The 12,667-nt window shown below is 72.9% G+C and carries 11 protein-coding genes and 1 pseudogene; 8 read left to right on the forward strand and 4 right to left on the reverse strand.

All coding sequences use genetic code 11. The features are described from left to right. Positions 1 to 37: 37 nt before the first annotated feature. From AB0I22_RS20355 to AB0I22_RS20375, 5 genes are all read left to right on the forward strand, one after another. Entirely contained in the window at positions 38 to 1,849 is a 1,812-nt protein-coding gene (locus AB0I22_RS20355; protein WP_363132213.1) for a dihydroxyacetone kinase family protein, read from the forward strand. After that, on the forward strand, positions 1,846 to 2,751 hold the full coding sequence (locus tag AB0I22_RS20360; RefSeq protein WP_363132214.1) for a triose-phosphate isomerase family protein: 906 nt from the start codon (positions 1,846 to 1,848) through the stop codon (positions 2,749 to 2,751). The genes AB0I22_RS20355 and AB0I22_RS20360 overlap by 4 nt, the downstream gene beginning before the upstream one ends. 47 nt (positions 2,752 to 2,798) lie before the next feature. Then, entirely contained in the window at positions 2,799 to 3,257 is a 459-nt protein-coding gene (locus tag AB0I22_RS20365) for an RpiB/LacA/LacB family sugar-phosphate isomerase (protein WP_363132215.1), read from the forward strand. A gap of 110 nt (positions 3,258 to 3,367) precedes the next feature. Further along, a complete protein-coding gene (locus tag AB0I22_RS20370) occupies positions 3,368 to 4,390 on the forward strand; it encodes a zinc-dependent alcohol dehydrogenase family protein (protein WP_363132216.1) in 1,023 nt (340 codons plus the stop codon). Positions 4,391 to 4,463: 73 nt separating this feature from the next. Then, positions 4,464 to 5,297: a DeoR/GlpR family DNA-binding transcription regulator gene (locus tag AB0I22_RS20375; protein ID WP_363132217.1), complete on the forward strand. Its 834-nt coding sequence runs from the start codon at positions 4,464 to 4,466 to the stop codon at positions 5,295 to 5,297. A 92-nt stretch (positions 5,298 to 5,389) separates the two neighbouring features. On the opposite strand, the gene AB0I22_RS20380 is transcribed toward AB0I22_RS20375, so the two are convergent. Together AB0I22_RS20380 and AB0I22_RS20385 are read right to left on the reverse strand one after the other, a co-directional pair. Further along, the gene (locus tag AB0I22_RS20380) at positions 5,390 to 6,532 is read right to left on the reverse strand and encodes a serine hydrolase domain-containing protein (RefSeq protein ID WP_363132218.1); all 1,143 of its coding nucleotides are present in this window, start codon (positions 6,530 to 6,532) and stop codon (positions 5,390 to 5,392) included. 210 nt (positions 6,533 to 6,742) lie between these two features. Beyond that, entirely contained in the window at positions 6,743 to 8,317 is a 1,575-nt protein-coding gene (locus AB0I22_RS20385) for an MFS transporter (RefSeq protein WP_363132219.1), read from the reverse strand. 360 nt (positions 8,318 to 8,677) lie between these two features. Between AB0I22_RS20385 and AB0I22_RS20390 the strand changes: the two genes are divergently transcribed. Continuing rightward, the gene (locus tag AB0I22_RS20390; RefSeq protein ID WP_363132220.1) at positions 8,678 to 9,943 is read left to right on the forward strand and encodes a hypothetical protein; all 1,266 of its coding nucleotides are present in this window, start codon (positions 8,678 to 8,680) and stop codon (positions 9,941 to 9,943) included. A gap of 270 nt (positions 9,944 to 10,213) precedes the next feature. After that, the gene (locus AB0I22_RS20395; protein ID WP_363132221.1) at positions 10,214 to 10,771 is read left to right on the forward strand and encodes a hypothetical protein; all 558 of its coding nucleotides are present in this window, start codon (positions 10,214 to 10,216) and stop codon (positions 10,769 to 10,771) included. Positions 10,772 to 10,868: 97 nt separating this feature from the next. Here AB0I22_RS20395 and AB0I22_RS20400 read toward each other — a convergent pair whose 3' ends face one another. Next, positions 10,869 to 11,630, reverse strand: a complete 762-nt coding sequence (locus tag AB0I22_RS20400) for a class I SAM-dependent methyltransferase (RefSeq protein WP_363132222.1) — start codon at positions 11,628 to 11,630, stop codon at positions 10,869 to 10,871. A 137-nt stretch (positions 11,631 to 11,767) separates the two neighbouring features. Between AB0I22_RS20400 and AB0I22_RS20405 the strand changes: the two genes are divergently transcribed. Then, positions 11,768 to 12,385 (forward strand): GNAT family N-acetyltransferase, encoded by a 618-nt coding sequence (locus tag AB0I22_RS20405; RefSeq protein ID WP_363132223.1) that lies wholly within the window; start codon positions 11,768 to 11,770, stop codon positions 12,383 to 12,385. Positions 12,386 to 12,489: 104 nt separating this feature from the next. Here AB0I22_RS20405 and AB0I22_RS20410 read toward each other — a convergent pair. Further along, positions 12,490 to 12,667, reverse strand: a pseudogene (locus tag AB0I22_RS20410) (ATP-binding protein); the annotation flags it as partial.

Below are 12,667 nucleotides of genomic sequence, written 5' to 3' on the forward strand. Positions count from 1 at the left end.
TAAATCAAACAGCAGCGACGCGTAGGAGTGTGAAGTCATGAGCAGTGCATCCCCCGGTCCCGGCGGCGACGCCGCCACCTTCCGCGAGGACTGGATCGAGGGCCTGGCCGACGCCTACGCCCGTACGGTCCGCCGCGTCCCCGACACCTACGGCGTCGTCGGCCGGCACGCGCCCCGCCCCGGCAAGGTGGCGGTCGTCATCGGCGGCGGCTCCGGCCACTACCCGGCCTTCGCCGGCCTGGTCGGCCCCGGCTTCGCCGACGCCGCCGCGATCGGCGACGTCTTCGCCAGCCCCAGCGCCGAGCAGGTCTACCGCACCGCCCGCGCGGCCGACGGCGGCGCGGGCGTGCTGTTCACCTACGGCAACTACGCGGGCGACGTCATGCACTTCGGGCTCGCCGCGCGTCGCCTCGCCGCCGAGGGCGTCGACACCCGTACGGTCCTGGTCACGGACGACGTGGCCAGCGGACCGGCCCCGGTGGAGGGCGCCCCCGTCGACCCGTCCAAGGACCGCCGCGGCGTCGCCGGCGACTTCTTCGTCTTCAAGACCGCCGGGGCGGCGGCCGACCGCGGCGACGACCTCGACTCCGTCGCCCGCGTCGCGCGCCGCGCCAACGCCATGACCCGCACCTTCGGCGCTGCCTTCGCCGGCTGCACGCTGCCCGGCGCGAGCGAGCCGCTGTTCACCGTCAACGAGGGCACCATGGAGCTCGGCATGGGCATCCACGGCGAGCCCGGCCTGCGCAGCACCAAGCGGCTCAACGCCGAGGAACTGGCCGAGGCCCTCGTCGAGAACCTGCTCCCGGACCTCCCCGGCGTCGGCGACGGGCGCGTGGCGGTGCTCCTCAACGGCCTCGGACGCACCAAGTACGAGGAGATGTTCGCCTGTTACCGCCATGTGCACCGGCGACTGGCGGCGGCCGGGCTGCGGCCCTTCCGCCCCGAGATCGGCGAGTTCGTCACCTCCTTCGACATGGCCGGCGTCTCCCTGTCGCTGATGGTCCTCGACGACGAACTGGCCGAGCTGTACGACGCTCCTTGCGACACTCCCGCCTTCCGCCGGACGCCCGGAGCGCGCGACGTACGCGACGCCGATGTGCGGCTGGAGCCGGAGTCCGCTGCGACGGCCGCGCCCCGGCCCACCCCCACCGCCGCGGACGGCCCCGTCACGGCCGCCCTCCAGGCGGGGTACGAACTCGTCGCCGAGCACGAGGACGAGCTGGGCCGCCTCGACGCGGTCGCCGGCGACGGCGACCACGGCATCGGCATCGTCCGCGGCCTGCGCGCGGCGGTCGCGGCGGCGCGGGCGGCGGAGCCGGTGTCCGCGACAGAGCCGGGGGAGCAGTCTGCCGAGGGCGCCGCCGCGGCGGGGGCGACGCTGCTCGCCGCCGGGCTCGCGCTCGCCGACGCCTCCGGCGGAGCCTCCGGAGCGCTGTACGGCGCGCTCCTCGCCGAGACCGGCGCGGGCCTCACCCGCGCCGCGCGGTCCGGAAAGCCGCAGGTCAGCACGGAGTCCCTGGCCGACGCGGTGGACGACGCGTTCGACGCCGTCGTCGAACTGGGCGGGGCCAGGGTGGGGGAGAAGACGCTGCTCGACGCGCTCGACCCGTTCCGGATACGGCTCCGCGCCGAGGCGGGAGCGGGCGCGGAGCCCGCCGCCGCATGGGCCGCCGCCGCCCTCGACGCCACCCGCGCAGCCGAGGCCACCGCCTCGCTGACCCCTGCCAGGGGGCGCGCCGCCCGGATGGGCGCGCTCGGCTACGGGCACGCGGACGCCGGGGCCACCTCGCTCGCCCTCCTGCTCACGGCCGTCGGCCGGTCGTTCGCCCCGTCGCTGGACCCGGCGTGAACGCCGGGGCGACGGCCGGGGCGACGGCTGGGGCGGAAGCCGGTACGGGCCCCCGACCCGTCGTCGGCGTCTCCCTCAAGCTCTATATGGGCGTCGCCGAGACCCGGCGCTGGCTAGCCGAGGTCGCCGAGCTGGCCCGCGAGGCGACCGGCGGGCTGCCCGTCGAGCTGTTCGTGCTGCCCTCCTTCCCCTCGCTCACCGACGCCCGCGAGGTGCTGGCGGGTACCGGCGTCGCCTACGGCGCACAGGATCTGCACTGGGCCGACAGCGGGCCCTGGACCGGTGAGGTCTCCGGCGGCCAGCTCGCCGAACTGGGCGCCTCCTACGTCGAGGTCGGCCACGCCGAGCGCCGCCGGCACTTCGGCGAGGACGACGGGATCGTGGCGGCCAAGACCGCCGCCGCCGTCCGCCGCGGCCTGACCCCGGTGATCTGCGCGGGCGACTCCGCAACGGGCGACTCCGCAACAGCCGACTCTGCAACAGCCGACTCTGCAACAGCCGACTCCACCGCGGGCGACTCCGCCGCGGGCGCGCTGGACGCGGCCATCGCCGAGACGCTGGGCCAGGTCGACGCGGCGCTCTCCGGCGCCGCCGGCGGCGAGGTGGTCATCGCCTACGAACCGGTGTGGGCCATCGGCGCGGACCGCCCCGCACCCGCCGTCCACGTCCGGGCCGTCACCGCCGCCATCCGGCGCCGCCTCACCGAACTGGGCGTCCGCGGCCGGGTCATCTACGGCGGCACCGCCGGACCCGGCACCTTCACCGAGCTGACCGCGCCGGACGCGGACGGCGTACGGGCCCCGCTCGACGGCCTGTTCCTCGGCCGGCTCGCCCACGACACCGCCAACCTCCGCAAGGTGCTGGCCGAAGTGGCGTCCCGCCCGCCGGCCGGGGCCCCCTGACACCGCTCCATTCACCCCACCCGCCCCCGAACCACCAAGGACGGACGATGCCCGAGAAGACCATCGCCATCGGAGCCGACGACGCCGGCGTCCCGATGAAGGACGAGCTGAAGAACTACCTCGTCGAGCACGGCTATGAGGTCGAGGACCTGTCCGCCGCCCCCGACGAGGACTACCCCGACGTGGCCCAGCGGGTGGCCGAGGGCGTGGCCGCGGGTACGTACGACCGTGCCGTACTGGTCTGCGGCACCGGCATCGGCATGGCGATCACCGCCAACAAGGTGCCGGGCGTGCGCGCCGCGCAGATCCCCGACACGTACAGCGCGGAGCGCGCCCGCAAGTCCAACGACGCCCAGATCGCGTGTTTCGGCGTGCGCACCCTGGGCGTCGAGAGCGCCAAACTGTGCCTGGAGCACTGGCTGGGCTCGGAGTTCGCGGGCGGCGGCTCCGCGCCCAAGGTGGAGAAGATCAAGCAGGTCGAGTCCCGCTACCACAACGTGGCCTGAGCACAGCGCACTCCCTGGGCCACCACTTATAGGGCCCCCGAGCCCCACGGGCCCATCGCATCACTGGTATCACCGCATACCCGGTACCACCCCGAACGTCAGGAGCCGTCATGCGTGCCGTAGTCATCGAGGAACCCAACAAGCTCAACATCACCACCATCGCCGACCCCACCCCCGGCCCGGACGACGTCATCGTCAAGGTCGCCGCGGTCGGTCTGTGCGGCACCGATGTGCACATGCTGGCGGGGGAGTTCGGGCCGACGCGCTACCCCGTGGTGCCGGGCCACGAGTTCTCCGGCGAGATCGTCGAGACCGGCTCGCAGGTCTCCGGCATGGCCGTCGGCGACCTGGTCGCGGCGGACCCGGCCATCTACTGCGGGGCGTGCTACTGGTGCGCCAAGGGCCGGGGCAACCTCTGCGCCGACTGGCGCACCATCGGCATCACCCAGGACGGCGCGTGCGCCGAGTACGTCAAGGTCCCGGCCCGCAACATCCACCGGCTGCCGACCGGGGTCGAGCTGCGCCACGCCACCCTGATCGAGCCGCTGTCCACCATCGTGCACGGCCTCGACGTGGTGGACCCCGACTTCGGCGACAACTTCCTGATCTACGGCGCGGGCACGATGGGGCTGCTCTACCTCCAGAGCGCGAAGCGCGCCGGAGCCGCCACCGTCGAGGTGGTCGACCTCAACGAGGAGCGGCTGGCCGTCGCCCGCAAGCTCGGCGCGGACGCCGTCGCGACCAGCGCCGACGCCCTGCCGCGCGCGGGCAGCGGCGGCTGGGAGGTCGTCGTCGACTGCACCGGCGCGGTGCCCGCCATCCAGGACGGCTTCGGCCGGGTGCGCCGGGGCGGCACGTTCCAGCAGTTCGGCTGCGCGCCCGACCAGGACCTGGCGCAGTTCTCGCCGTTCCGCATCTACAACGACGAGATCCGCATCGTCGGCAGCATGGCGATCCTGCACAGCTACGGCCGCGCCCTCGACCTGCTCGCCCAGGGGCTGATCGACTCGGACACGATGATCACCCACGGTTTCCCGCTGGACGGCTACGCGGAGGCGCTGGAGACCTTCGGCAAGGGCACCGGCCGCAAGATCCAGATCATCCCCGGCCTCGCGGCGGGCGCCACGTCCTGACCCCGGAGCCGCCGCGCAGCCGTAAACTCATCGGGATGCCCGTACGCCTGTCCTGCCAGGGAAGGAACAGCTGTTGAGCGACAGCGACAGCTACCGAACGTCCGACCGGAGCGCGGAGGCCGAGCGGATCACCAAGCTGAGCCCCAAGGAGCGCCGCAAGATGATCGCGGACCGGGTGCTCCAGCGGGGCCAGGTCTCCATCGAGGACCTGGTGCGCGCTCTCGGCGTCAGCCAGATGACCGTGCACCGGGACCTCGACTCCCTGGAGCACCAGGGCTGGCTGCGGAAGGTACGGGGCGGGGCGACGGCGGCGCCCAGCGCGCTCTTCGAGAGCAACGCGCGCTGGCGCGGCAGCACCAGGCTGGAGGAGAAGCAGGCCATCTGCGCCACGGCCCTGGAGGGCGCCGAGCCCGGCCAGGCCGTCATCGTGGACGACTCCAGCACGGTGCTCTCCTTCGCCACCGGGCTGTCCGCGCGCGGCGCCTTCACCGTGATCACCAACTCGCTCCAGGTCATCAACGAGCTCTCGGACGAGCCGGAGATCCAGGTGATCGCCCTGGGCGGCGTCTACCACGCCTCGTTCAACGCCTTCGTCGGCATGTTCACCGCCGACATGGCCCGCTCCCTGCGCGCTGACGTCGCCTATATCTCCGCCTCCGCCGTCGACAACGGCCACTGCTACCACCAGTCGCAGGAGGAAGTGCTGGTCAAGCGGGCCCTGTTGGAGGCGGCCAGGCGCCGCGTCCTCCTGGTGGACCACTCCAAGTTCGGCCGCCAGGCCCTCTACCAGCTGGCCCCCCTCACCGACTTCGACACGGTGATCAGCGACGACCAGCTCCCCACGGAACACCAGGAGGCGCTGCGCGCCTTGGGCGTACGCCTGGAACTGGCCGCACTGCCGGGGTGACGCGACCCGCCGGGCGGTGAGGCCCGGGTCTGGGAATCCGCCGTGCGCCCAGGAACGGACCGCACCTGCGGCGCGTGCGCCGTCGGCCGGGTTCAGCCCAGGCAGCTCCGTACCGCCTCGACCAGGCGGTTGGCGCGGGCGTCACCGTGGCCGATCATGCGGTTGGCCACGTACCCGAAGCCCACCCCGAACTCGTCGTCGCCGAAGGCGAACTGGCCGCCCGCGCCGTCGTTGCCGAAGCTGCGCGCGCCCAGCAGCGGGCGGAAGGCGGCCGAGTCGAGGAGGAAGCCCGAGCCCCAGCGCGCGCCGGCGTCGAAGCCCAGCCAGGAGTCGCCGGCCGAGAGCTCACGGACCGCGTCGGTCACGGTGTCCGCCGTGAGCAGCCGCTCGCGGCCGTCGAGGCCGGTGGCCGCCGCCGCGTACAGCGCGGCCAGGCCGTTCGCGGAGGCGACCGCGCCCGCGCCGGGCAGCTCCATGGCGTGCAGCGCCGGGTCGTTCCAGCCGTGCGGCTCGTCGAGGCCGGGGAAGGCGAGCGCGCCGTTCATCGTGACGATGCGGGTGAGCAGGTGCTCGGGCCCCGGCATCGGGGGCCGCCCCTCGGCCTCGACGAGCCGGGCGACGTGGCCGGATTCGGCGGCGGGCAGCCCGATCCAGGCACGGAGCGCGAGCGGATCGCCGACGGCCTGCCGGAAGTACGCGCCGGGGGTGAGCCCGGTGATGCGCCGGACGACCTCGCCGACGAGGAAGCCGAAGACATGGCCGTGGTACTCGTACGCGGCGCCCGGCTCCCACAGCGGGCGCTGCTCCTCGATGGCGTGGATCACCGGCGTCCAGTCGGCGATCTCCTCGAAGGGCACGGTCCGGTCGAGGGCGGGCAGCCCGGCCCGGTGGCTCAGGGCCATGCGGCAGGTGATGGCCTCCTTGCCGTGCCGCGCGAACTCGGGCCAGTACCGGCTCACCGGCGCGTCGAGGTCGAGGCGCCCCTCCTGCGCGAGGAGATGGGCGGTCAGGGCGACGAGGCCCTTGGCGCAGGAGAAGACCGGAACGACCGTCTCCGCGTCCCACGGCCGCCCCATCCGCTCATCCGCGACGCCGCCCCACAGGTTCACGACCTCGCGCCCGTCCACGAACACCGCCACCGCCGCGCCGAGTTCGGGGAACTCGGCGAAGTTCCGCGCGAAGGTGTCGGCGACGGCCCCGAAGCGCTCGTCGGCCCATCCGCTGTACTGCCCCATGACGTCCCGTCCTCCGTATGGTCGTGCAGGGGCCGTCAGGGGCGTGCGCCCGCGCGCCCCATGGTCGTCGGCCGACACACGCTACGACCGTTCCCACCGCCGTGACCAGCGATTTTTACGGGCGTGAGCAACCCGGCAGCGCGATCGCGGCCGGTATCCGGCGGACCCGAAGCACCCCGAAGCGCGCCGCGCGGGCGTCGGGTCCCGTGCTCAGTGCGCGTTGTCGGTCGGCCGTAGGTTCCGGGGGATCCAGGCCCAGGCCATGGCGGCGGCGGCCAGCGCCAGGCCGCCGGCGGCCAGGAAGGCCGGGGTGATCGCGCCGGTATAGGCGGTGGCGACGGTGTGCAGCAGGGCGTCCCCGGCCGATCCGCCGATCTGGTGCGCTACATGGGCCGCCTCGCCGATCGAGTCCCGTACCGAGTCGGTCGCCGGCCCGTCGAGGCCGAGGGAGGGCAGGCCGTTCCGGTACAGGGCGGTGGCCAGGCTGCCGAGGATGGCGACGCCGAGGGCCGCGCCCAGCTCGTAGCAGGTCTCCTCGATGGCGGCGGCGCCGCCCACGTCCTCGGCCGGGGTGGCCGCCATCAGCGTGACGGACGCGACGGTGGTGGCCACCCCGACGCCGAGCCCCAGCACGGCGAGGCCCACGGCGAGGGCCGGGTAGCCGATGTCGGTGAACCGTTGGACGGTCCACGGCAGCGCGAGGCCCACGGCCATCACGACCAGGCCGCCGCCCAGGACATGGCGGATGGGGAAGCGCTGCATCAGCGTCGGCGTGATGACGGAGGTCGCGATCAGCCCGAGCGGCGCGGGCAGCAGCCGCAGGCCCGCCGTGAACGGGGTGAGGCCGTGCGCGTACTGGAGCCACTGCGTGGCCAGGAACAGCACCGCGCCCATGCCGACCATGCCGAGGAAGATGGCGGAGGCGGCGACCGAGAAGGAGCGGTTGGTGAACAGCCGCACCTGGAGCAGCGGGTTCTCCAGCCGCAGCTGGCGGCGGACGAAGACCGTCAGCGCGACGGCGGCCAGCAGCAGGAGCGCCCAGGGCAGCGGGGAGGCCGGGCCGCTCTTGCCGAGCTGCTTGATGCCGCCCGCGAGGGCGAGCATGCCGACGACGGACTGGAGGACGCCCCACCAGTCCCAGCGGCCGCCGCGCGGTGAGGCGGACTCGGGCAGGAACCAGCCGCCCAGCGCGATGATCACGGCGGCCACCGGCAGGTTCAGCAGAAACGCCGACTGCCAGCCGAAGTCCTGGACGAGCAGGCCGCCGATGACGGGGCCGAGCGCCATGCCGCCGCCGAAGACGGCCGCCCACACGGCGAACGCGAAGGCCCGCTCACGGGCGTCGGTGAAGACGTTCCGCAGGATCGACAGCGTGGACGGCATGATCGCCGCACCGCCGACGCCCAGCAGGGCGCGGGCCGCGATCACATGCCACGCCTCGGTGGAGAAGACCGCCAGGAGCGAGGCGAAGGCGAAGATCGAGAAGCCCGTGAGCAGCATCCGCTTGCGCCCCCAGCGGTCGCCGAGCGCCCCGGCGGTGACCAGCAGGCCGGACAGGGCCAGGGCGTAGACGTCGATGATCCACAGCTGCTCGACCGAACCGGGCTGGAGGTCGGAGACCAGGGAGGGGAACGCGACGTTGAGGATCGTGGTGTCCATCGCGATCAGCAGCAGGCTGCCCGACAGGATCGCGAGGACCAGCCAGCGCCGGGGGTCCAGCTGTCCGGTCGCGGGGATACGGGCGGCGGTGTGCATGAGGTTCCGTTCGAGGCGTGATGGATTCACGCAGGTGCGATACGTGAATGCCTCCGATGATACATGTGTGTCTCATGCGGAGCGTGGGGATCTCAGGCGGGCGAGGGGGTCCGCTTCTTTCGCGCCTCTTCATTGGATGCCATGCCGTCGCGGACCGCACCTCGAAGGCGGGCCATGGGTGGCCGTACGGAACCTTTCGAGGCGGCGCGGTGATCTACGTTCCGTGTCCGAATGGACACTCCTCGTGTGATCCGGTCGTTTCGGAGACGTGCGCCCTGGGCAGCGCTATGCCGGGATTCGCGATGCCGCGCGGCCCGCGCGCGACGGGCCGCCCATCGCGGCCCGTCCGCGACAGCTCATCCGCAGCTCATGTCGAGTCAGGAGTGGTTCATGGCCGCAGGGTCCAGCACGAGCGCGAGCACGGAAGCGACCTTCGAGGAGAGGGTCGCCTTCCAGCTCTCCGTCTACGCGAACCTGATCGCCGGCGAGACCGGCGACGACCTGGAGGGCCTGCTCAGGGAGCGCGTCCAGCACTACCTCGACGCGAACCAGAAGGTCATCGGGGGCTGGGAGATCGTGTGGGGGCCGGGCGTCAAGCAGTTCCGCACCGACCTCTACGCAGTCAACGCCCTCTACGTGGCCCGGAACGTGGACGATCCCACGCGCTACGCCATCGCCATCGCCGGGACCAACGGCTTCGAGCCGTTCGAATGGCTCTTTGAGAACCTGCTCGTGCAGACGATCCCGTGGAGCCCCCTGCGCCCCCTCGCCCGGCTGACGCTCGGCACCGCTATCGGGCTGAACGTCCTCAAGCGGATCACCCCCTCCGGCGACCGGCCGGGTGCGGGCCAGACCCTGCGCCAGTTCCTCAAGGGCCTCCCGGACAAGAACATCCGCCTGACCGTCACCGGCCACAGCCTCGGTGGGGCCCTCGCGCCCGCACTCGCCCTGTGGCTGCGCGACACCCAGCGCGTACCGGTGATCGGCGCCCAGTCCGGCTGGGACTTCCGCGAGCTGGCCAAGATCTCGACCCTGACGACCGCCAACCCCACCCCGGGCAACCGCCGCTTCGCGCAGTACGTCGCCCAGCGCCTGGAAACGGTCCGGCGCTACGCCAACCACTTGGACATGGTGCCGAAGCTCTGGACCAACGCCACCATCGACGAGGCGAAGGACTTCTACACCGCCGACGGGCTGCCCGGCCCCGTCCCCTGGCTCTTCGACCTCGCCAAGCTGTGGTCGTCCGGCGACTTCTACGGGCACCTGGACCCCGGTTCGGAGCCGCTGCGCGGCCCGTTCGACTCCGGTCTGGTCGATCCCGACCAGAGCGCCTGCGCGAACTTCGCCGCCCAACTGCTCCACCAGCACGAGACCGCCTACCGGCCGCACTTCGACCTCGGCGGCCTGGAGTGGCCGGAGACCCGGCCGCCCGCCGAGGCCGTCTGGACCCCGGGCCTGCGGCGGCTCTTCGAGACCACGGGCCACGACCTGCCGCCCGAACTCGCGCGCGTCCCCGCACGCGGCCGCCCCGCCACCGCCCCGGTCGGCGACCAGCCGGTGGACCTCCCCTCCGCCGAGGACGCGGACAGCGCGGAAGCCGAGGAGCTGGCCCAGTGGGTGGGGGCCGACCTGGACTTCAGCACCGACACGGACTGACGGGCGACGCGGCCGGAGCGGGCCGACCGGCTGCGGGCGCGGACGGCCGGCCGCCGTGCGTCCCAGTGCCGTCGGCGGCGGCTTCCGCACGCCCCAGTCCCGGTCCCAGTGGCGTCGGCGTCGGTCTCCGGCGGGATTCGGTCACTGGGGCCGGGCGGGGAAGCGAGCGGGTGCCGTCGCCGCAAGTGGCCGGGAAGTCGCTTGGTATAGACCAAGTGTGGGCGGGAGCATCAGGGCGTCGACAGACCGCCCACGAACCTGGAGTTGCTCATGCCTTCCCGTATGTCACGCGCCGCCATCGCCGCGGGGTCCGTCCTCCTGGTCACCGCCGGAGGAACCGCCACCGCCCACGCCCAGCAGTCGCCCGAACCGAAGAACTGCGTGCTGAACGTCGACTCGGGGAGCATGCGGTGCTTCACGACCTTCCGTGAGGCCATCGCCGTCTCCACGCACGGACAGGTCACCGACGCACCGGTGTCCGCCCAGCACGTCGCGCACGACCAGAAGTTACTCGACAGGCTTCGCGAGTTACCCACCGGGAGAGGAGGGCTGACCGCGCAGCTGGGCATCCTCTACAAGGACTGGAACTACGGCGGTGGGTCCCTGACGCTCAACGGGGGCAGCGCCTGCGCGAACGGCAACGGCCGGGACTACACGGGTGAACTGGTGGACTGGAACGACACCGTCAGTTCCGTCGCCCCCGTCGGCTGCTGGATCGAGCTGTTCGCCGACGCGCACCAGTCGGGCTATCACCAGGAGTACCAGAACTCCACCGCGTACGTCGGGGACAGCATGAACGACAGGGCGAGCTCGTACGCCCTCCTGTAACCCCGCCGGCCCCGGACGGCGCCGGCCTCCTGCCGCCCGTCCCGCCCGGACCTCTGTGCCTCAAGGGTCCGGGCGGGACGGGCTCCGGGCCTCCGGGTCACGGCTTACGTGCCACCAGCAGGTCCACCACGTACGTCTCCTCTACCAGCCCCGACGGGAAGAGCCCGCCCAGCACGGCCCGTTCCTCGGCCGCGAACTCCGCCGTCCTGCCCTCGTCCAGGACGAGGAACGCCGAGTGGCTGGTGATGTTGGCGAGGTGGGTGTCGAGCGGGACGGTGCGGCTCCAGCGCAACAGCCGCCGGGTGAAGGGGAGCCCGTCCAGCCCCGTGACGCGGCCGGCGCGGACGTCGTCCGGGCGTCGGCGGCCCTTCTGCTCCACCCCGCAGGCTCGCGCAATGCGCTCCTCCTGCGCGACGACCCACGGTATGTCGGCGGAGTCCGTGTTCCACCACAGGGCGAGCGCGCCGCCGGGCCGCAGCACCCGCAGCGCTTCCGGCACGGAGCGGGCGATATCGGTCCAGTGCCAGGACTGGGCGTACGTCAGCAGATCGCGCGAGGCCGCCGCGAACGGCAGCGCGTTGCCGTCGCCCCGTACGACCGGTACGTCCGGCAGCGCGCGGCGCAACTCCGCGGCCATGCCGTCGCCCGGCTCCACGGCGACCACCTCCGCGCCGCGCTCCCGCAGCAGGGCGGTGGCGATGCCGGTCCCCGCGCCGACGTCCGCCACCCGGGCGCCCGCCAAGGGGAACCCGGCGATCTCCGCCACGGCGTCCAGTACGGAGGGCGGGTAGGAGGGCCGGTTCGCGGCGTACTGGGCGGCGGCCGCGTTGAAGGAGTGGGCGCGTGAGAGGGAAGTCATGCCCTCATCCTCGCGCGCCGCCCCGAACAGCGCGACGGAAAAAGATCGTTGGAGTTCTCAGCCGTTCGCACCCGTGGAACGGCCCGTGGGCACGCGGGCTCCGCCCGCCCGCATCCGTAGATCATCTGCGGTGCAGAATGGCCTATGTGCCGATAACGAACACTCCGCAGAGGGCGACGGCCGACGACGCCCGACTGGTGAGCCGCGTCCTGACCCGCGCCTTCGACGACGACCCCATGATGCGCTGGTTCTTCCCCGACGACGCCTCCCGCGAGGAGGGGCTGGGCCGCTACTTCGCCACGATCTTCACCCGGCAGTACGCCCTGCACGGCGTGTGCGAGCGCACCGGAGCGGCGGCCGCCTTCTGGGTGCCGCCGGAGGGCCAGGAGAAGGCCGTCCCCGACGCGGAGACCGTCCAGGAGCTCCAGAACATCCTCGGCGACCGCGCTCCGCTCTTCCGCGACGCCGTCAAGGCCGCGGCCGGGCACGCGCCGGCGGAACCGCACTGGTACCTGGCCGTGCTCGGCGCCGACCCGGCCGCCCAGGGCCAGGGCCACGGCGCCGCGCTGCTGCGCTCGGGCCTGGCCAAGGCCGACGCGGCCGGCCTCCCCGCCTACCTGGAGTCCTCCAAGCCGGACAACCTCCCGTTCTACGAGCACTTCGGCTTCGCGGTACGCGAGGAGGTCCGGCTCCCGGGCGGCGGCCCGCAGCTGTGGATCATGCGCCGCGCGCCGCGCACCCCGGCCGACGGCTGACCGAACGCGGTACGGAACACCCGGGCCTCCCGGTTCACAGCCATGTGGCATTGCGAACCGGGAGGCCCGGGTGCGATGGGGAGTGAGCGGTCCGTACGGGCGTACTACCGCAGCCGGGCCATCAGCGCGTGCTCCACCAGGGTGATCAACGCGCTCTTGGCCTCGCTGCGATGCCGGGCGTCCGTGATGATGATGGGTGCGTCGGGGCCGATCTGGAGTGCTTCGCGGACTTCTTCGGGGGTGTAGGGCTGGTGTCCGTCGAAGCCGTTGAGGGCGATGACG

The organism is Streptomyces sp. NPDC050610, assembly GCF_040654875.1.
Classification (GTDB): domain Bacteria; phylum Actinomycetota; class Actinomycetes; order Streptomycetales; family Streptomycetaceae; genus Streptomyces.